Origin of the sequence: Shewanella pneumatophori (assembly GCF_023283895.1) — a bacterium.
In the GTDB taxonomy this organism is placed as follows: domain Bacteria; phylum Pseudomonadota; class Gammaproteobacteria; order Enterobacterales; family Shewanellaceae; genus Shewanella; species Shewanella pneumatophori.
Genome location: NZ_JAKILB010000005.1, coordinates 293,608 through 314,717 on the forward strand (window position 1 = coordinate 293,608; position 21,110 = coordinate 314,717).

Consider the following 21,110-nt stretch of genomic DNA (forward strand, 5'->3'; position numbering starts at 1 on the left):
AAATAGAATTAAGGGAAGTCGTCATGCAGTTATATAACCTAAAACATCCATCACAGGTCGTTAGCTTTACTGAAGCGGTAAAACTTGGCTTAGGTAAAGACAGAGGTTTGTTTTTTCCAAAGCAGATCCCACAGCTACAGGATATTGATAGCTTACTTGCACTGCCATTTGTAGAAAGAAGCAAAAAAGTGATCGGTGCATGGTTAGCCTCAGAGCTTGGCCAAGATACCGTAGACAGATTAGTAGAGCGTGCATTTAACTTTGAACTGCCATTGGTTAAAGCCGATGAAAACTTGTATAGCTTAGAGTTATTTCACGGGCCGACATTAGCGTTTAAAGACTTTGGCGCACGCTTTATGGCCCAATGTTTAAATGAGTTAGCTAAGTCAGAAAAGATTAATATTTTGACTGCTACTTCCGGCGATACGGGTGCTGCAGTTGCTGATGCGTTTTATGGTTTAGACAATATTAATGTTGTTGTGCTTTATCCAAAAGGCAAGATTAGTGTTCTGCAGGAAAAGATGTTCACTACCTTGGGCGACAATATTCATACTGTGGCGGTGGAATCTGACTTTGATGCGTGCCAAACATTAGTGAAGCAGTCTTTTGAAGATTTAGATATTCGTGATGGTTTGCATTTAAACTCGGCAAACTCAATTAATATCAGCCGACTTCTTGCACAAATCTGTTATTACTTTGAAGCTGTTGCCCAGTTTAAGCAGCAAAATGATAGTGATCCTGTGATAGCGGTACCAAGTGGTAACTTTGGTAACCTGACGGCGGGCCTTTTCGCTAAAGCTATGGGCTTACCGGTTAAGCGTTTTGTTGCTGCAACCAATAGTAATGATACTGTTCCGCGCTATTTAGGTAATGGCGAGTGGCAGCCTGAGCCGACTGTTGCGACTATGTCTAACGCAATGGATGTTGCTGAGCCAAGTAACTGGCCTAGAGTCGAGGCAATTGTTACGGCTATGAACTGGTCACTTGATGAGATTATCGGTTTAGGTGTATCAGAGAGCGACACTAGCGACTCGGTAAAAGCATTAAATGGTGCTGGTTACCTATCTGAGCCACATGCAGCGATTGCTGCTCTAGCACTTAAGCAAACTATGGCAGCTGATGAAAAAGGCATCTTCTTAGCCACAGCGCATCCTGCTAAGTTTAATGAAGTGGTGGAAGATATTTTACAAATCGAGTTACCTTTACCAGAAGCATTAGCTCGAGTGGTGCCTAAAGCGATTTTGTCGGCCGAGCTGGCAGATGATTTTGAACAGTTGAAAACGCATCTATTTAAGATCTTAGCGGCATAAAATCGACAATGTTACTAAAAAAGGAAGCTGTTAATGCTTCCTTTTTTTTGTTGTGCATTTGTGGCTATTCATTTAAATATACAAGTGACTTCTAATTTTGGTTGCAAGCTATTGATGCTTGGTTATGTTTATTAACATGAGTAACTGAATGTGAGCGGCCAGGCTTTTCTTGTGTGATCTATATCACTAATTTGGGTTGGTATTTTTTATATCGTGCGCGACTCTTTTTAAATTGGAGTCGTGACTGTGTTTCGTTTTATTGTGGGTGTTTTATGTGTCAGTCTATTAGCGGGCTGCGCAACTGAAGATGTTGAGCTATATCACCGAATAAACGAAGCTTACGACTTTGAAGTAACACATTGTGATAGCTTTGCTATGGTTACTGGGTTTGGTCGTGGCGATAATGCACTCGCTGATGCAAGACTAAGCGCTATTAAGCAAGGTGAGGAGCTTAAAGGCACTCATATTGTTTGGTTACAATCAGACCTTGGCGAGCCAACTAAAGTAGTTGCGGTTGTCTACAAGTGTTTAATGTAGTGCTTTTAAGGCCAAGATACTTCCTATCAAGTAGATGTATCAGCGCCATATAAAATGGCGCTAAATGCTAGCTTTTAGTATCGTTGCCATTTATTGCTTAGCTAAAAAGCGTAACCAATTTATCTCTTCTTGCCAGATCTCTGGCTGCACCGTTTCTAAAATCAGTGGGATCCCTTGCATCACTTCTAGCTTCATTAAGCTAGCAAACGCTTGTTGACCGATTTCGCCTTGCCCGAGGGATTGATGCCTATCAACACGGCTATTTAATGGCGTTTTACTATCATTTAAATGCATAGCCTTTAGGTATTGGTTACCAACGACTTTATCAAACAAATCGAAAGTTTGATTACAGGTTTCATTGGTTCTTATATCGTAGCCAGCGGCAAAAAGGTGACAAGTATCGATACAGATTCCTACTCGAGACTTATCTTCAACACCATCAATGATTTGCGCTAATTGCTCAAAACTATGGCCCAGATTGGATCCTTGGCCGGCAGTATTTTCAATTACGGCTGTCACACCTGAGCTGCAATCTAGTGCTAAGTTTATTGATTCACTGATCCGCGCAAGACACTCGTCAATTGGGATTTTTCGTAAGTGACTGCCAGGGTGAAAGTTCAATAAGCTCAAGCCTATTTGTTCACAACGCTTTATTTCATCAATAAAAGCTAATCGTGATTTGTTTAATAGTTCGTTATCTGGATGACCTAAATTTATCAGGTAGCTGTCGTGAGGCAAAATAGCCTCCATTGGAATACTTGCTTCATCGCAGCGCTGTCTAAATAGTTCGATTTGCTCGGTTTCAAGCTCTTTTGCTTGCCAGCGGCGTTGATTTTTAGTGAATAGAGCAAATGCATTTGCGCCAATTGCGGCGGCGTTGAGAGGGGCGTTGGCTATGCCTCCTGAGGCACTGACATGAGCACCGATAAAATGGGTTTGTTGCACTTATTCTGTTCCTGCTATTTTTTGATAGTCATGCATTATGACATGTGGCTGGAGTGAATTAGCAATTTATCCTTGTTAATTATTTAGCTGTTTATATTGCCGTAGTAAGTGGTTGTTTACTAATTTAAATCAGTTTGATCTGTATCATTAATTTCGCTTTTAGTTGTCTGCTATGTTGGGTGTTTCTTGTACGCTTTACTAATATAAAAGATAGTGGGTGAGAATGAAGGTGGAGAAAACTATGCTAGCAAGACTCATGCACGACCATAGGCATATCGCGAAACTGCTTACGGTTTTATCTGCAAAATATACTAAGCTCGCTGCTGGAGAGCCGATTAGTTACAACGTAATACGTGACATTGTTGAATATATGCAAAGCTATGCTGAACATAGTCATCACCCTTTAGAAGATATTATTTCAGAGTTGTATGGCAGTAAATTCCAATCGAACTCTACAGGTGAAACATTGTTGGCAGAGCATGAAGCACTAAGTGATGCATCAACATCATTGATGACGACCCTAAACCTTATTTTAAGTGACATTGTTGTATCTAAAGAACAGCTTGTGCTGGACCTTCAAAGCTATGTTCAGTTACAGCGTAACCACATGGAGTTTGAAGAATTGTCAGTTTTTCCTAAATGGAAGGAGGCTTTTACTGACAGTGACTGGCAGACAGTAACTGCTATGTGTAATGAGCGCTTAATTGATGATCCGTTATTTAATGAGAATGGCGCAGTGTTATTTGAAGAGCTTAGGGATTATTTAGCTGCAACGGAATAGTATTTAGTGGATTTAAATCACTATCAGGGATGCACAAAGGGATTAATTCTGGGAAATGGCTGCAAAACGAAAAAGAGCGCCAATGCGCTCTTTTTTATGGGTTATGTAAAGATTACATAAGGAGGCTGTCTAACTCACCATCAAAACCGTTGTCCATTTCTTGAAGTTCTTTTAGCAAGCGGTGCTTTTCTTTTAGTACTTCAATTTCACGCCATTTCCGCTTTTTGTTGGAGCTTCTCGAGCGGCTTGGTTTTTCAACAATACTATCTAGCGCACTACCATAATCAAGTCGATTCATGGCAACCTCCTCTTGTTTATTTTGTTTTCAAATAAATAGCATGATTTTTGTTCATGGTGCAACTAAAATGTTTCAGAAATGTTAAATCAAGATGAAGTTTTAATGTTTTGGTTTAACTGCAGGGGAGTGAAATATGGTTATAACTTATAACAAGACTGGAATGCTTAACTGTAGAAAACAAAAAAGCCAGTCAAAACTGGCTTTTTTAAGATAACTCATAAGGCGAGATTTAAGCTTAAATCTTTCCCTGTCTAAACAGGTTAATTAAACTGTTACTTGATGAGTCTAGTTCGTCAGCATTTTTATCGGCAGTGAGACGGTCTAGAACATCGTTGCCTAACTGCTTACCTAGTTCAACTCCCCATTGATCGAAAGAGTTTATCTGCCAAATAGCGCCCTGAACAAAGGTTCTGTGCTCATAAAGCGCGATAAGTGAACCTAATGTCGAAGGAGTTAACTTATCCATTAAAATGGTATTGCTTGGCTTATTACCCGGCATGACTTTGTGCTTGGCAATTAGCTGTTTTTGTTCATCACTCAGCTGGCTGCTCTCTAGTTCAGCCAATGCTTCTTCAAAGGTTCTACCTTGCATTAAAGCTTGAGTTTGGCCAAAACAGTTTGAAGCAAGCTGTACATGATGCTCTCCAACAGGATTATGGCTATTTAAAGGCATAATAAAGTCTGCAGGGATCAGTGCTGTACCTTGATGTAATAGCTGGTGGTACGCGTGTTGACCATTTGTACCTTCACCGCCCCAGATAATGGGTCCAGTGCTGTAATCAACATCAGTGCCATTTAGCGTGACAGATTTACCATTACTTTCCATATCAAGTTGTTGGAAGTAGGCTGGTAAACCTCTTAAGTAATGATCGTAAGTCAGAACCACATGAGACTGAGCATTAAAGAAGTTGCCATACCAAAGAGAGAGTAACCCCATAATAACCGGCATATTGTTCTCTAACGGGGTATTGGCAAAGTGCTCATCCATTGCATGAGCTCCGGCTAATAACTCTCGGAAATTATCCATGCCGATTAGCAGAGCAATGGGTAAACCAATAGCTGACCAAAGCGAGTAACGGCCACCAACCCAATCCCACATCGGGAATATATTGTTGGCATCGATTCCAAACTCAGTGGCTTTTTCAACATTTGAGCTAACAGCTACAAAGTGTTTAGCAACGTCTGCTTGAGTTGCACCTTGCTTTAAAAACCAGTCTTTAGCGGTAAGCGTGTTGGTTAACGTCTCTTGAGTGCCAAAAGATTTAGACGACATCACAAATAAAGTGGTTTGTGGATCGAGATTTTTTAGCTTCTCAGTAATTGATGTACCATCAACGTTAGCAACAAAATGACAATTTAGTTTACCAGTCCAGTATGGACGTAGTGCTTGCGATACGATCTTCGGCCCTAAGAAAGAACCGCCAATACCGATACTAACAACATCTGTGATGGTTTTGCCTGTATAGCCAAGCCAATCGCCTGATGTTACTGAATTTACGAACTCACCCATTTTAGCCAATGTTTGCTGTACTTCAGCGACAATATTATTGCCGTCAAGATTTATTACTTGATCAGCAGGAGCACGCAGAGCGGTATGAAGAACAGCCCTTTGCTCGGTATTGTTGATGATATCGCCGGCAAACATCGCTTTTATTTTTGATTCAAGTTGGCTTTCTTTAGCTAGCTTGAACAATAGAGACAATGTCTCGTTAGAAGCGCGGTTTTTAGAGTAATCGAGCAACAATCCACACGCTTGGGCTGACATATTGTCAAAGCGGTGTGGTTCAGTGCTAAATAGCTCACGCATATGCGGCAATGCTTTACTGTGCTGCGCTAATGCTTGCCATGTGGCTTGTTGAGTGAGTTCAGTCATTTTGTGGTCCTATTCCTTTAAGACGAAAGTTTGTCTTTTAGCATCACTTCAAGCTTACCTTGGTCGATAGCGAAGTTACGGATGCCTTCAGCAAGCTTTTCTACAGCCATTGCATCTTCATTAAATTCCCAACGGAACTGAGCTTCAGTCATATCAGCTTCTGGAGCAACGATTTCAGTGGCCGGTAGTAACTTTTGTACAATAGGAGTTGTGCTATTTTGCAGTTCTTCTAAAAGTGCTGGGCCAATCGTTAGACGGTCACAACCTGCTAGCTCAATGATTTCGCCGGTATTACGGAAGCTTGCGCCCATAACAACGGTATTGAAGCCATGACGCTTGTAGTAGTTGTAGATGCTAGTTACTGAAACAACGCCTGGGTCTTCGCTAGCTGAATATTCAAGACCTGTGTCTTTTTTATACCAGTCAAGGATACGGCCTACAAAAGGAGAGATCAGGTATACGCCAGCTTCTGCACATGCACGAGCTTGTGCAAAGCTAAATAGCAAGGTTAAGTTACAGTTGATACCTTCTTGCTCAAGCTGTTTAGCAGCGCAAATACCTTCCCAAGTAGAAGCAAGTTTAATTAGAATGCGAGACTTATCAATACCAGCTTCTTGGTATAATTTTATTAGCTTATGTGCTTTAGCAATTGAGCCTTCTTTATCGAAAGATAGGCGTGCATCAACCTCGGTAGAAATACGGCCAGGAACAATCTTTAAGATCTCTAAACCGATATTAACTGCAAGCTTGTCCCCAGCATCTTCAATTTGCTGTGCAAGATCATCACTTTGGCTTTTAGCCCAGCTGATGGCGTTTTCGATTAGGCCACTGTACTCAGGAATTTCAGATGCTTTTAAAATAAGAGACGGATTGGTGGTTGCGTCTTCTGGCTGGTAACGTTTTATGGCTTCAATATCGCCAGTGTCGGCAACGATGGTAGTGAAAGGTTTGAGTTGTTCTAATGTGTTGGCCATGGGTCTTACATCCTTACTCTTTGAACAGCATAGAATTGGACAATTAATTTAGTAGCTATTAAAAGCCATTTTAATCAACATTCCAACCATATATGAAAAAAAATTACACAAAAGTTGCTGAAAATCATTTAAACGCACTTTTTTTGTAATCTAACTACAAGATTTTGCTAAGAATTGGTGTTCGGTAAAAGTTTAATTCAGAAGTATAGCGTTTTTATGAAAGTTCAAAACTAAAAAAGCTCACGATTGTGACAACCGTGAGCCTTGTTCAGAATGCTAATTAGCTTATTTTAGAACAGCAGCCTTCTCTGTTCCGGTAACATGTGCTTCTATACGTCGGTTAACGCGATTAGCTTCTGCTGAGCTACCTTCGATTAACGGTTGAGTAATACCAAAACCTTTAGAAGTCACTTTTGCCGGAGCAACGCCATACTGATTAATTAAAATATCAGCTACAGCTGCAGCGCGGCGCTCAGATAACTTCATATTGTAAGCTGGGCTACCAGTGTTAGAGGCGTGACCTGAAATCAATACTTTTGCATCAGGGTGTTGATTGATAAAGTCTGCTAACACCTTAATGTCGCCAAGCGATGAGGGTTCTACTTTTGCTGAGTTATTTTTGAAGTTAGCTTCTAGGTCAAAGGTGTATTCAGTTTCTTCGTAAATAGTACAGCCATAGTTGTCAACTTGGTGGGTAGACGGCGTATTTGGACATTGGTCCATATCGTCATTTACGCCATCATTGTCTGAGTCTGTAACAATTAATGGTGCGACAACAGGGGCTGGTTTTGCTTTGCTACCAAAGCGATAGCTGAGCTCTAGACCCCAATAGTTGCTTTCCATTTCAAGCGTTTTCCACTTGTCTTCATCAAGGTTTTCATAGCGGCGGTATTTCGCTTGGATCTTCAGGTTATCAGTAATGTTATAACCAATACCTGCGCCAACGTACGGTGCAACACCATTGTCACTATAGTATTCAGCACCCCACTGCTTGTTATTAGAAATAATGTAGTTAAAAGCACCTGCTTCGGCTGACAAACTCCAGTCACCAGCAAAAGGCCAGAATGCCACTAGACCAAGGTTCATACCCTTAGCCCCTACATCGTTTAGCTTGTTTGAGTAGTCGACCCATTGAGCTCGACCAAGATCTCGATAGCCTAGCTCTACGCCGAAATAGTCGTTGAATAGATAACCTGCAAATACGTCCCATGCATAAGGATCATCTTCACCACAGGTCTTCATGGTTTTTTGGTCACAATTAGGTTGGTAGTTGTTGATGCCGACACCGCCACCTACATACCAGGGGCTCATGCCGTCAGCTGCGCTAGCAGCAAAAGGTAACATCGAAGTAAGCAGAACTGCTTTGAGTGTATTGTTCATCATTCAAAATCCTTATGTTTTATTTATAAAACTCCTCCGTCTGTTAGAATTTATTCTAAACAGAGCCAGCACTTATCACGGAGTTCCTTTATATTTTAGCTGGCTGACACTATTATCTGTTGCAAATGTAATATTTTCCACTTTAATTGCAAAATATTATGTAGCCTTAAAGTTGCAAATTGTCGCTTTTGCAAGTTTCTATCTTTGATTTAACTCAATCAAACATCTAATTCGGTTCAATTTTAAGTCGCTAAAAGTCAATTTTGGTTATAGATATATTATTTTTCAATATCTGCAGGCTAGCCTTGAAAGGTTATAAAACGATAGAAATTTCAAATTTGTCCATCATTTGTAATTTATTTACTTAAATCTGCGGCATATTTGAATGAAAACTGGCTGTTTATGTAGTCGAATATCATTATATTGCATGTATATGCAGTGTTAATTTGGTTAATATGCTTGACGGCTTATAAAGATTGATGTGATGTGGTTGTCAGGTAAATGAGAAACTGTGATCTATATCGCTCGGGATTAAAGAGATGCTATGCTATTTTGCTGCGCGGAATGCAGCAGGCGTGATGTAACTTTTTCACGTTTAAGATAATCTGAAAATAAAATCTGCTGTTATTTAAATACTTTATGAAGGACAAACACAGGATAAACCTAATCCAGTGTTCGACCCGCTAGATTATGTTTGTCATGGGGATTGAAATTATATGATAGAAACGACGGTTAATTTTCTCAATGCGTTGCTTTGGGGAAAGCTTTTAGTTTACGGACTGGTTGGTGCCGGCCTGTACTTTACAATTCGACTGGCATTCATTCAGATCACGCATTTTAAGCATTCTGGTGAGATCATGCTTAAGAGTCGACAAGGTGAGAGCAAAGGTGGTCTTTCATCTTTCCAAGTATTTTGTACCAGTATGGCGGCTCGCGTTGGTGCGGGTAATATGGCTGGTGTTGCTGTTGCGATTGGTGCGGCAGGACCAGGCGCAGTGTTTTGGATGTGGTTGATTGCTGTGCTTGGTATGGCAACCGCGATGGTTGAGTCTACTTTAGCGCAGGTCTATAAAGTCCGTGATGAAGATGGTCAGTATCGTGGTGGTCCTTCATATTACATGGAAAAAGGTCTTGGCCAGCGTTGGATGGGGATTTTATTCTCAGTATTCCTAATTATTGCTTTTGGCCTTGTATTCAATGCCGTACAAGCAAATACAATTACCGGTGCAATGACGCAAGTGTTTGGCTTTGACCCAATGTATGTGGGTATTGCTATTGTGGTGGTTAGCGCATTTGTGATTATGGGCGGCTTGCGTAAAGTTGCGAAAGTTTCTGAAATTGTTGTGCCTGTGATGGCCATTGCTTATATCTTGATTGCGTTTGTTGTTGTTGCAATGAACCTTGAAAAGCTTCCAGATGTATTCATGTTGGTTATTAGAAGTGCATTCGGTCTACAAGAAGTGGTTGCTGGTGGTGTGGCATACACTATCGCTCAAGCTATGCAAGCCGGTATTGCTCGTGGCTTGTTCTCAAACGAAGCGGGTATGGGTAGTGCTGCAAACGTTGCAGCAAGTGCATCACCAAATCCAAATCACCCTGCATCACAAGGATTTGTGCAAATGATGGGTGTTTTTGTTGATACTATTGTTATTTGTACTGCCACTGCAGCAATTATTTTACTTGCAGGCGATATGGGCACAAGTAGTGATGGTATTAAGCTAACGATTGATGCTTTAAGTGAGCATGTAGGTACTTGGGGCGGTGGATTTATCGCACTGGCTATTTTACTGTTTTGTTTTACCTCTATTATTGCAAACTACTCGTACGCAGAAACAAACGTTATTTTCCTATCGGGTAACAGTAAAAAAGCACTACCAATATTCAGAGTTTGTGTATTGGGCATGGTAATGTTTGGTGCAGTAGCCAAAATTGGCCTTGTATGGAACCTTGCCGATGTGTCTATGGGTCTTATGGCGACGGTAAACATTATCGCACTGCTGTTACTGTCGGGCTTAGCTATTCGCGTTATTAACGACTACCGTCAGCAGCTTAAAAGTGGTAAAACGCCGACTTTCGATGCCAGTAAGTTCCCTGAGTTAGCTAACTTAGAAGGCGATATCTGGACGAGTAAGACTGTGGCAGAAGAGATCCGCGCACAAGAAGTCGCTCACGATACTCGCTCTTAATCTGTAACAGTTATTAGCACAATCTAAAAAACCACGCTTTTAAAGCGTGGTTTTTTTGTTTTTGATCAGTATGATTGTCATAGCTTAACAATATCTATTTAAAGGACTTAGCGATGCTGATTCTTGTTTCCCCTGCTAAAACACTAGATTTTGATAATCCAGCTGGCACTGATAGTTATTCAATGCCAACGCTGTTAGATCAAAGTGAACAACTTATTGAAGTATGCCGTCAGTTAACGCCGACAGATATTGCGACCCTAATGAAAGTGAGCGATAAAATTGCTGGCTTAAACGTAGCGAGATTTAGCTCTTGGGATAAAGAGTTCACCCCTGAAAATGCTAAACAGGCAGTATTTGCTTTTCGAGGTGATGTATATACCGGACTTGATGCAGATACTCTGTCAGAAGCAAGCTTACAAAAAGCGCAAACACAGTTACGAATTTTGTCTGGGCTTTATGGCTTATTAAAGCCTTTAGACTTGATGCAGGCCTATCGTTTAGAGATGGGAACCCGTTTGGCTAATGATAGAGGCACTAACCTGTATCAGTTTTGGGGTGATATCATCACAGATGAATTGAACCAAACGATTAAAGAGCAGGGCGATGAGTTTATTATTAACTTAGCCTCTAATGAATATTTCAAGGCGGTTAAGCCTAAAAAGCTAAGCGCAAACTTAATCACTCCGGTATTTAAAGACTGCAAGAATGGCCAATATAAAGTGATTAGCTTTTTTGCCAAGAAAGCTCGTGGCATGATGGTGCGCTATATTCTTGATAACGATGTTACTTCACTTGAGGCACTAACCCAGTTTGATACAGCGGGTTATTATTATAGCGAAAAAGACTCGACAGTTAACGAACCTGTGTTTTTACGTGAAGAGCAGTAGATCACTGATTTAGCAACTGCACTCGTAATATAGATCTCATTCAAGTAGTCATTTTGATTACTAGCGTGTTTACAAAAAAGCAGCCAGATGGCTGCTTTTCTATTGCTGAAATCTATTTAGTTGCGATAGGTCTAAGCTCAATTGTTGATTGTGCCATTAGATAGGCAAATTGCGCATAGGCGGCGACGTTTTGTTGCAGCGCTGCCGGCTCAATCTTATCTAACGTGTCGTTTGGTGTATGGTGGTAGTCAAAGTAATCACTGCCATCTTGGCGTAACGAGGCAACAGGCACACCCATTGATGGCAACATTGACACATCAGGGCCGCCAGATGCTGTGTTGTTTCCAATAACAACACCATTTGCGGTCATCGGTTGGCTTAGCTTACTAAGCGCGGCGTAGCCTTGCTCACTGGCTCTAAAGTCTATTTGATAAATACGTCCTGCGCCAAAATCAGATTCGGCTGCAATATAATGCTTTTCAAGTTCTGCTTGATGGGTTTTGGCGTAGGTTTTACCGCCGATTAATCCTACTTCCTCGGCTGCATATAGCACGACTCTGACAGTTCTTGCCGGTTTTACGGCTAAGTCTTGAATAAGTTTGCCTGCGGCAGTAACAATTGCTACACCTGCGCCATCATCAATGGCGCCAGTACCTTCGTCCCAAGAGTCTAAATGGGCGCCTATTAATACTATTTCATCAGGCTTTGTAGAGCCGGTAACCTCGGCAATAACATTATAAGATGTAGCAACGCCTTGGTTTTCAGCTGAAAGTTGCAGCTTAATTTTGATATCTTTGCTGCGCTTAAGCATGGCATTAATTAAATCTGCATCAGGATTAGACATCGCCGCTGCAGGGATTTTGTTGACGCCATCTTTGTAGCGCATCATGCCAGTGTGAGCCATTCGGTCATGATCTGTACCGATTGAACGAATGATAATCGCTAATGCGCCTTTTTCAGCTGCAGCGATGGCTCCTTTAGCGCGGCCACCGACGCTTTTTCCATAACCCTTACCAGTTTTATGGCGTTCAGTTACATGGTCAATAAACACGATTTTACCGGAAACATCATCACTGCTTGATTGTTGTAACGCACTGAGGCTATCAAATCGAATAATCTTGGCTTCAATACCCTCTTTAGGTGTTGCAATACTGCCACCTAAAGCGGTGATCACCAGAGGTTGAGGGAAAGGAGCTGTGATAGATGCTTTTGTTTGGCCGCGATGCCAAACAGGAACCTGAACGGCTTCTTTGTAAACTTTATCAAACCCAAGGCTTTTTAGTTTCAGTTCTGCCCATTTTACGGCGACTAAATCTTGCTGGCTACCTGCTAATCTCGGACCAACTTCAACAGTTAATGATTCAACGAGCTCATAGGCGAGATCAGAATTAAGTGCTTCTTTTTGTAATTTTTGACTTACAACTTGTTCTGTAGAGTCCGAGCCGACTGTTTGGCAACCAATTAAGCTAAGATAAATCAGGCCAAAAAGTACATTGAGATAGCTGTTTTTCATAAGTTTCCTTTGTTTTTATTACGTATATCTCACTTTTAAAAACAATCTAGCAAAAAGTGTGCTTTATGTCCCGACTATATCTGTAAGGCAACGCTATATTAGGGCGGTCGGTTTGTTTTAGGAGAAATGGCTCGTAATGAATATAGAACTAATGCAACAACGAGCAGACCATGCCGTTGTATTGTTAAAAGCGTTGGCAAACGAACGTCGTCTGTTTATCTTGTGTTACCTTCTTAATGAGGGTGAGATGTGCGTTGGTGAAATGAACAAAAAGTTGGGTCTAAGCCAGTCGGCTTTGTCACAACATTTGGCTTGGTTACGTAAAGATAATTTAGTTGAAACTCGCAAAGAAGCTCAAACGGTTTATTACTCGTTAAAGAGTGAAGAAGTTGCAGAGATCATCAAGTTACTGAACAACATCTATTGCGATAGCCTAAAAACGGTCGCTTAGTAATTTGTTTAAAGTAAAAGTCGGTTATTAGTCCGTTTTTGTATAAACGGTTATAGCTGGCTTTTATTGGTTATGTAAGTTCAATGTTGATAGGTATTAGTAGGTGACCGGCTAAGTTAGCTTGATTAGATAGGTGTTACTTAAAGTGCAATATTACGGTCTAAGATCATGATGTTGCTCATTGTATAATCTGAAAGTTGAGGTAATTTAAAAGGTGAGTGCTTTTAAGTCGTTAAGCAAGTTATAGCGTGGAGCATGATGCTTGTATCCGTTATGAGTAACGCAACAATTTGCTATCAATAAAGGCTAAAGAGGACTAACAACTACACCGTGATACTTTTTGACATATAAAAGGCTGCTCAGTTAAATCTAGTTTAGCTGTTGCGATTGATGTACGGGTTGTAATTAGAATTAATTAATAACTGCAACTTTTGCGTTAAGCGAGACTGTTTAGTCAAAGGTTTAGTGAGTGCTCAGCTGAGTTTATATAATAGATATCGAATAGAGAGGCTTGCCTCTCTATTTTTTTGCCTAAATTTTGTGGGTTTTCTGTCTGCGGATTTGTTGTCGAGCAACTTATACTAATCAGTATAAACATTTAGTCCCTCAGCGAGAGTTTAGCGGTTTTGAGGCAAGGTCATTAAGTGCTCCTCGGTAACTGCTCCTGCGTTACTCTACCTCCTATATCCATATAGTCGTGCTTTAATGACATTCGCTGTATCTGACCTCCAAGGATGGAGGAAATGTCTTATGCATGTCTGGAGCATGCAAGACTATGCAGCTGGCAACGAATGAAGAGCATAGTTGAACGAGGTTCAAGTTCCCTCTTTGTTTATTAAGAGGCACAGGATCAGAATCGCTAGAACTCGCCAGTCTGGAACGTTTTTGGCTGCCTACTGCTGATTTAAGGGGAAGTTGCTGAATTTTAGATATAAAAAAACCGGCCAAGGCCGGTTTTTATCTTTGCTTTAAGCTAAAAATTAAGCAGCGATTGCTTTGATTTTAGCGTTTAAGCGTGACTTATAACGAGCAGCCTTATTCTTGTGAATAAGACCTTTAGTCGCCATACGGTCAACAATTGGTTGTGCTACAGCGAAAGCAGCAGTAGCTGACGCGTGGTCACCTGCATTGATTGCAGCGATTACTTTTTTAACGTAAGTACGTAGCATTGAGCTACGGCTAGCGTTGTGCTGGCGACGCTTTTCAGATTGAAGCGCGCGCTTCTTTGCAGACTTGCTATTAGCCAAGGTGCAACTCCTAAAACTGGGTTTGGTATTTTTAAGGTCGAGGAATATGCCCTATTTTTGTCACTTTGTCAATGACAATGATTGAATCAATTCGATTAACTCAAAATAATCCAACCAGCTTGGCTATCTTCAACCTAACTCGTGTAATATGTGGCGCAATTCTAGCAGGTATTGCTAAGAGACAATAGGGCTAATACCGATTTTTACATGATATTGCCAAAGTAATTTAGCTCTGTAATTAGAGCAGGGGGCGTTTTGAGCAAGAAGTTAGTGAAGTCTGGCATGATCGTGAGTGCCATGACGTTGATTTCCCGAGTTTTAGGACTCGTTCGCGATGTAGTGATCGCAAACTTGATGGGCGCAGGCAGTAGTGCCGATGTATTCTTCTTTGCCAATAAAATTCCCAACTTTTTAAGGCGCCTCTTTGCTGAGGGAGCTTTTGCTCAAGCATTTGTGCCTGTTTTGACCGAATATCAGGAGAAAAACACTCGGGCTGAAGTCAATGAGCTAATTGGCAAGGTGGCTGGTACGTTAGGTATTTTAGTCTCTATCGTAACCTTAATTGGTGTTATTGCATCTCCGGTGTTAACCGCGCTTTTTGGTGGTGGTTGGTTCCTAGCTTGGTTAAATGATGAGCCAAATGGCGAAAAATTTGAACTCGCCTCATTAATGTTGAAGATAACCTTCCCTTATCTCTGGTTTATCACTTTTACTGCCCTAGCTGGTTCTATTCTCAATACTCGTGGCCGTTTTGCTGTATCAGCCTTTACACCTGTGTTCTTAAATATTGCCATTATTAGTGCAGCGATATTCTTATCACCCAATATGCAGCAACCTGAAATTGGCCTTGCTTGCGGTGTGTTTTTAGGTGGTTTGGTTCAATTCTTGTTCCAAATTCCTTTCCTTATACAAGAAAAGGCGCTAGTTAAACCAAGTTGGGGCTGGAACCACCCTGGGGTTACTAAAATTAGAACCTTGATGATCCCGGCGTTGTTTGGTGTATCGGTATCTCAAATTAACTTGTTACTTGATACCTTTATTGCCAGCTTTTTAATGACAGGCTCTATCAGCTGGCTGTATTACTCAGATAGATTGCTGGAATTTCCGTTAGGGCTATTTGGTATCGCAATTGCTACTGTGATTTTGCCAGCACTTTCCAAGCGTCATGTTAATGCTGAGAGTCATGAGTTTTCCAAGACTATGGATTGGGGAGTTAAAGCAATTGTATTGTTGGGACTTCCCGCAATGTGTGGCTTGATTATTCTAGCTAAGCCGATGTTAATGGTGCTATTTATGCGAGGTGCATTTAGCTATGAGGATGTTGAGATGGCATCTTATAGCTTAATGGCTTACGGCAGCGGTTTACTTAGCTTTATGCTGATTAAAATTTTGGCGCCAGGTTACTATTCAAGACAAGACACTAAAACACCAGTACGCTACGGTATAATCGCTATGGTTAGCAATATGGTATTTAACCTAATCTTTGCTATTCCGTTTGGCTATGTTGGTTTGGCTATTGCGACATCAATGTCGGCGCTGCTGAATGCATTTTTATTGTACCGAGGTTTACATAAAGCAAACGTGTATCGATTCAATAAAAGCACCTTATGGTTCTTTGCTAAGGCTACTGTTGCAGCTGTGGTTATGGTGTTGGTCATTTTCCAATTTGATCCGACTAGCGCACAGTGGTTAGATTTATCTTTTATAGAGCGTAGCTACACATTGGCAAAATTGATTGTATTTGCAGCAATCTCGTATTTTATTTGCTTAGTTTTGCTAGGAATTCGCCCTTGGAAGATGAAAGCTGCAGTTTGAGTGCTGATTATGGACGCTAGCTGGTATATAATCCGCCCATTTACTCTCATGTGTCGTGTAAGATAATGGAATTAATTCGCGGTATTCATAACATATTGCCGAAGCATCATGGTTGCGTATTAACAATAGGCAACTTTGATGGGGTTCACCGTGGTCATGCGGAAGTGATTAATCGCTTAGTAGCAAAGGCTGAACATTTAGGTTTACCTGCGGCAGTGATGACATTTGAACCACAACCACAAGAGTTATTTCAAGGTGAAGATGCACCAGCGCGCTTGAGCTTATTGCGCGATAAAATCGTTCTGCTTGACGAGCTAAAAGTAGACCGCTTGTTATGTGTTAACTTTAATAAGAAGTTTGCTAGCTATAGCGCCGAAGATTTTATTGAGCAATTATTGGTTAAGGCATTGGGTGTAAAGTATTTAGTTGTTGGTGATGATTTCTGCTTTGGTAAACAACGCCAAGGCAATTTTAATATGCTGCGTAAGGCCGGTGAAAAACACGGATTTGCAGTCGTCAGCACACAAAGCTTTATTTTGGGCGATAAGCGCGTAAGCTCTACAGAAATAAGGCAGCAGCTTGCAAAAGGTAACCTAGAGCAAGCAAGGCGTTTGTTAGGACATCCATTTACATTAAGTGGACGTGTAGCTCATGGCCAAAAAATAGGGCGAACAATAGGTTTCCCTACAGCTAATATTGCGTTAAAACGTAAAGTAACACCGGTAAGAGGTGTGTTTGCGGTAAAGCTATATTGGGACAACAGCGATATATACGAAGGCGTTGCTAATGTTGGTTTTAGACCAACGGTAAATGGTCAGGTATGTCAGTTAGAAGTCCATTTGTTTGATTTTGATGGTGATCTATATGGGAAAGCTGTTGAAGTTGAGTTAGTGGCAAAGATCAGAGACGAGCAGCCATTCGGATCGTTAGATGCGCTGAAAAAACAAATTTTAGATGATGCCAACAGAGCGAAAGCCCTACTTGGTAGCGATGCAGGCTAATAGCTTAGCGAACAAAACGGTAAAGGATCAATGAGCGACTATAAATCTACTTTGAATTTGCCGGAAACAGAGTTTCCGATGCGTGGTAATTTGGCTAATCGTGAGCCAGAGATGTTAAAATCTTGGACCGAAAACGGACTGTATCAACAGATCCGTGAAAGCCGTAAAGATGCTAAACCGTTTATTTTGCATGATGGTCCTCCATATGCAAACGGTGACATTCATATTGGCCACTCAGTAAACAAAATTCTTAAAGATATTATTATTAAGTCAAAGACCATGTCTGGCTTTGATGCGCCATATATTCCTGGTTGGGATTGTCACGGTCTGCCTATCGAATTAAAAGTCGAGCAAAAAGTGGGTAAGCCTGGTCACAAGGTTACTGCAGCAGAATTCCGTCAAAAGTGTCGTGAATATGCAGCTAAGCAAGTTGACGGTCAGCGCGATGACTTTATCCGTTTAGGTGTGTTTGCTGATTGGCAAAACCCGTACCTAACGATGGATTACAGCACTGAAGCTAACATCGTACGTTCACTGTCTAAAGTAATCGACAGCGGCCACCTGCATAAAGGTGTTAAGCCTGTGCATTGGTGTACTGATTGTGGTTCAGCATTAGCAGAAGCAGAAGTTGAATACGAAGACAAAATGTCTCCTGCTATCGATGTTGCTTTCTCTGTTGTTGATAAATCAGCTTTACTAGCTAAGTTTGGTCTAAGTGAATACGCTCATAACATCTCAATGGTTATTTGGACTACAACACCATGGACATTGCCTGCTAACCGCGCGCTAGCAGTGGGTGCAAATGTTGAGTACACACTCGTTGAGATGGTTAAAGAAGGCCAAGCGCAAGCATTAGTGCTAGCAACGGATCTATATGAGTCATGCGTTGAGCGTTTTGGCGCAGAATCTCATACTGTACTAGGTACAGCTGCGGGTAGCGATTTAGAGTTACTACGCTTTAACCACCCATTCTACAGCTTTGATGTGCCAGTTATTTTAGGCGATCACGTGACAGTTGATTCAGGTACTGGTGTGGTCCATACCGCTCCTGGTCACGGTCAAGACGATTTCGTGGTTGGTCAAAAGTACGGCTTAGAAGTCGCTAATCCAGTAGGTGATAACGGCGTTTATAAAGCGGATACAGAAATCTTCGCTGGTTTGCATGTATTTAAAGCGAACAAGAACGTTGTTGAGCTATTAGAAGAAAAAGGTGCGCTACTTAATCACGTACAGATTAAGCACAGCTACCCACATTGCTGGCGCCACAAAACACCAATTATCTTCCGTGCAACGCCACAGTGGTTCATTTCTATGGATCAAAAAGGTTTGCGCCAGCAAGCTCTTGGTGAAATTGAGCAAACTCAGTGGATCCCTGATTGGGGACAAAGCCGTATCGAGAAGATGGTTGAAAACCGCCCAGACTGGTGTATTTCCCGTCAACGTACGTGGGGCGTGCCTATCACTTTGTTTGTACACCGCGAAACAGAAGAGTTACACCCAGATAGCGTGTCTTTGATGGAGCGCGTTGCAGCTCGTATCGAACAAGAAGGAATTCAAGCTTGGTGGGATCTAGACGCATCTGAATTATTAGGTGATGAAGCTGACCAGTATCGCAAAGTAACCGACACACTAGACGTTTGGTATGACTCAGGTTCTACGTTCTCATCAGTGGTTGCATCACGTCCTGAATTTAACGGTCATCCAATTGATCTATACCTTGAAGGTAGCGATCAACACCGTGGTTGGTTTATGTCGTCGCTAATGATTTCAACTGCGATGAACGGTAAAGCACCTTACAAGCAAGTATTGACCCACGGTTTCACCGTTGATGGTCAAGGCCGTAAGATGTCTAAGTCTGTGGGTAACGTGATTGCTCCGCAGCATGTAACCAATAAATTAGGCGCAGATATTCTACGTTTATGGGTGGCAGCAACAGACTACAGCGGCGAGATGACAGTTTCTGATCAAATCCTAAACCGCAGCGCTGACGCGTACCGCCGTATTCGTAACACTGCTCGATTCTTATTGGCTAACATCAATGGCTTTAACCCTGCAACGGATATGGTAGCGGTTGAAGAAATGGTTGCCTTAGATCGTTGGGTTGTTCGCCGTGCAGCAGCATTGCAACAAGAGCTATTAGAAGCGTACGACCAGTACAACTTCCATTTAGTGACGCAAAAGCTAATGCAGTTCTGTTCAGTTGAGCTAGGTAGTTTCTACTTAGATATCATTAAAGACCGTCAGTACACAGCAAAAGAAGATAGCAACGCACGTCGTAGCTGTCAGTCAGCACTGTACCTTATCTCTGAAGCTATGGTGCGCTGGATTGCGCCAATCCTAAGCTTTACAGCAGATGAGATCTGGAAGCTACTTCCTGGTGAGCGCGGTGAATATGTATTTACTGAAACTTGGTATGAAGGCCTTAAGTCTGTGACACTTGAGTCAGACTTAAGCGATGAGTACTGGGAGCAATTACTTGCGGTTCGTGCTGAAGTGAACAAAGTGATTGAAAACGCACGTCGTGAAAAGCAAGTGGGTGGCTCACTTGAAGCTGAAGTAACCTTGTACGCTGATGAAGCGCTGCAAGCTGCGCTTGAAAATCTAGGCGATGAGCTACGTTTTGTATTGTTGACATCAAAGACTGAAGTGGTTGCCTTAGCGCAAGCGCCAGCTGATGCAATTGAGACTGAACTTGCTTCATTAAAGCTTGGGCTTAAAAAGTCAGAAGCTGAAAAGTGTGAGCGTTGCTGGCACCATAGAGAAGATGTTGGCAGCGTTGCTGAGCATCCAACACTATGTACACGCTGTGTAACCAATATTGAAGGCGATGGCGAAACCCGTCAGTTTGCTTAATCAAGCATTAGCAACGGCTCTTTTATAGGGCCGTTGTTTTTTTATCAGTTAATTTTTTATTGTTTATCAAAATCTTAAATTATACGAGTTGATGCTATCTATGGAAAAGGAACATTTAATGCCAACTAACTGGAAAGACAGTGGTCTGCGTTGGTATTGGGTAGTTGTATTGGTATTTCTTGCCGATCAGATATCTAAGCAATGGGTATTATCAAACTTTGAGTTATACGAATCGATTCAGTTATTACCTGTTTTTAACTTTACCTATGTGCGTAACTACGGTGCAGCATTTAGCTTTTTAAGTGATGCAGGTGGTTGGCAACGCTGGTTGTTTACCTTTGTAGCTGTAGGTTTTAGTGTGCTACTTTCGGTTTGGCTGCGCCAGCAACCTAGTAAGATGTGGCGATTGAACCTAGCCTATACTTTAGTTATCGGCGGTGCACTAGGTAACCTTATTGACCGTTTACAACATGGCTATGTTGTCGACTTTTTACATTTCTATTGGAATACCAGCCATTTTCCAGCCTTTAATATTGCTGATTCAGCGATTTGTGTAGGCGCAGCGCTTATCATTTTAGACTCATTTATTACGAGTAAAGATGATAAAAAAGCAAATGGTGTAAAGGAGTAACTTACGTGTCAGAAATGCATTCAATTTTATGTCATATGAACATAGTACTCGAAGATGGCTCGACAGCTGAAAGTACGCGTTCAAGCGGAAAGCCTGCGCGCTTTAATGTTGGCGATGAAAGTTTAAGCCCTGCATTTGAGGCAGAGATTATTAATCTTAAAGAAGGTGATAAGCACAGCTTTACATTGCAAGCTGCCGATACCTTTGGCGAGTCTAATCCAGATGCTGTGCATCATATGGATAAAAGTCGTTTTCCTGCAGATATGCAACTTGAGCCGGGGGTTATTGTGAGTTTTGCAGGCCCTGGCGGCAGTGAAATTCCGGGGATGGTGAGAGATGTTGTTGGTGACTCAGTGACTATTGATTTGAATCATCCTTTGGCAGGACAAGTGCTCACTTTTGAACTTGAAGTAGTACAGGTACTTTAA

Annotated in this window: 18 protein-coding genes; 11 read left to right on the forward strand and 7 right to left on the reverse strand. The window is 41.6% G+C overall.

The window, feature by feature from the left end; all coding sequences use genetic code 11:
* Positions 1-23 precede the first annotated feature (23 nt).
* On the forward strand, positions 24-1,310 hold the full coding sequence (gene thrC, locus L2740_RS10170; RefSeq protein ID WP_248950042.1) for a threonine synthase: 1,287 nt from the start codon (positions 24-26) through the stop codon (positions 1,308-1,310).
* Between the two features lie 246 nt (positions 1,311-1,556).
* Positions 1,557-1,847 (forward strand): hypothetical protein, encoded by a 291-nt coding sequence (locus L2740_RS10175; protein WP_248950043.1) that lies wholly within the window; start codon positions 1,557-1,559, stop codon positions 1,845-1,847.
* A gap of 90 nt (positions 1,848-1,937) precedes the next feature.
* Here L2740_RS10175 and nfo read toward each other — a convergent pair whose 3' ends face one another.
* A complete protein-coding gene (nfo, locus tag L2740_RS10180; RefSeq protein WP_248950044.1) occupies positions 1,938-2,792 on the reverse strand; it encodes a deoxyribonuclease IV in 855 nt (284 codons plus the stop codon).
* Between the two features lie 241 nt (positions 2,793-3,033).
* Here nfo and L2740_RS10185 point away from each other — a divergent pair, with 241 nt between their 5' ends.
* Positions 3,034-3,573: a hemerythrin domain-containing protein gene (locus L2740_RS10185; protein ID WP_248950045.1), complete on the forward strand. Its 540-nt coding sequence runs from the start codon at positions 3,034-3,036 to the stop codon at positions 3,571-3,573.
* Positions 3,574-3,685: 112 nt separating this feature from the next.
* On the opposite strand, the gene L2740_RS10190 is transcribed toward L2740_RS10185, so the two are convergent.
* From L2740_RS10190 to L2740_RS10205, 4 genes are all read right to left on the reverse strand, one after another.
* Complete coding sequence (locus L2740_RS10190; RefSeq protein WP_220781052.1) at positions 3,686-3,871, reverse strand: DUF3545 family protein; 186 nt, start codon at positions 3,869-3,871, stop codon at positions 3,686-3,688.
* Between the two features lie 235 nt (positions 3,872-4,106).
* A complete protein-coding gene (gene pgi / locus L2740_RS10195) occupies positions 4,107-5,744 on the reverse strand; it encodes a glucose-6-phosphate isomerase (protein WP_248950047.1) in 1,638 nt (545 codons plus the stop codon).
* Between the two features lie 17 nt (positions 5,745-5,761).
* Entirely contained in the window at positions 5,762-6,718 is a 957-nt protein-coding gene (tal, locus tag L2740_RS10200; RefSeq protein WP_248950049.1) for a transaldolase, read from the reverse strand.
* A 285-nt stretch (positions 6,719-7,003) separates the two neighbouring features.
* Positions 7,004-8,101: an OmpA family protein gene (locus tag L2740_RS10205; protein ID WP_248950051.1), complete on the reverse strand. Its 1,098-nt coding sequence runs from the start codon at positions 8,099-8,101 to the stop codon at positions 7,004-7,006.
* A 713-nt stretch (positions 8,102-8,814) separates the two neighbouring features.
* Between L2740_RS10205 and L2740_RS10210 the strand changes: the two genes are divergently transcribed.
* Positions 8,815-10,284, forward strand: a complete 1,470-nt coding sequence (locus L2740_RS10210; RefSeq protein WP_248468870.1) for an alanine/glycine:cation symporter family protein — start codon at positions 8,815-8,817, stop codon at positions 10,282-10,284.
* Between the two features lie 113 nt (positions 10,285-10,397).
* Entirely contained in the window at positions 10,398-11,171 is a 774-nt protein-coding gene (gene yaaA, locus L2740_RS10215; RefSeq protein ID WP_248950052.1) for a peroxide stress protein YaaA, read from the forward strand.
* Positions 11,172-11,283: 112 nt separating this feature from the next.
* Here the strand turns inward: yaaA and L2740_RS10220 are convergent, their stop codons facing one another.
* Positions 11,284-12,684, reverse strand: a complete 1,401-nt coding sequence (locus L2740_RS10220) for a M20/M25/M40 family metallo-hydrolase (RefSeq protein ID WP_248950053.1) — start codon at positions 12,682-12,684, stop codon at positions 11,284-11,286.
* Between the two features lie 136 nt (positions 12,685-12,820).
* Here L2740_RS10220 and L2740_RS10225 point away from each other — a divergent pair, with 136 nt between their 5' ends.
* A complete protein-coding gene (locus tag L2740_RS10225) occupies positions 12,821-13,135 on the forward strand; it encodes an ArsR/SmtB family transcription factor (RefSeq protein ID WP_028767516.1) in 315 nt (104 codons plus the stop codon).
* Positions 13,136-14,115: 980 nt separating this feature from the next.
* Here L2740_RS10225 and rpsT read toward each other — a convergent pair.
* Positions 14,116-14,382, reverse strand: coding sequence for a 30S ribosomal protein S20 (rpsT, locus tag L2740_RS10230; RefSeq protein WP_248950055.1), 267 nt, complete (start codon positions 14,380-14,382; stop codon positions 14,116-14,118).
* A gap of 255 nt (positions 14,383-14,637) precedes the next feature.
* On the opposite strand from rpsT, the gene murJ reads away from it, so the two are divergent.
* The 5 genes from murJ to fkpB all read left to right on the forward strand — a co-directional run bounded on the left by murJ (position 14,638) and on the right by fkpB (position 21,110).
* Entirely contained in the window at positions 14,638-16,197 is a 1,560-nt protein-coding gene (murJ, locus tag L2740_RS10235) for a murein biosynthesis integral membrane protein MurJ (protein ID WP_248950056.1), read from the forward strand.
* Positions 16,198-16,262: 65 nt separating this feature from the next.
* Entirely contained in the window at positions 16,263-17,198 is a 936-nt protein-coding gene (ribF, locus tag L2740_RS10240; protein WP_248950057.1) for a bifunctional riboflavin kinase/FAD synthetase, read from the forward strand.
* Between the two features lie 30 nt (positions 17,199-17,228).
* On the forward strand, positions 17,229-20,051 hold the full coding sequence (gene ileS / locus L2740_RS10245; protein ID WP_248950058.1) for an isoleucine--tRNA ligase: 2,823 nt from the start codon (positions 17,229-17,231) through the stop codon (positions 20,049-20,051).
* Between the two features lie 118 nt (positions 20,052-20,169).
* Positions 20,170-20,682 (forward strand): signal peptidase II, encoded by a 513-nt coding sequence (gene lspA / locus L2740_RS10250; RefSeq protein WP_248950059.1) that lies wholly within the window; start codon positions 20,170-20,172, stop codon positions 20,680-20,682.
* A gap of 14 nt (positions 20,683-20,696) precedes the next feature.
* Positions 20,697-21,110, forward strand: coding sequence for an FKBP-type peptidyl-prolyl cis-trans isomerase (gene fkpB / locus L2740_RS10255; RefSeq protein WP_275974171.1), 414 nt, complete (start codon positions 20,697-20,699; stop codon positions 21,108-21,110).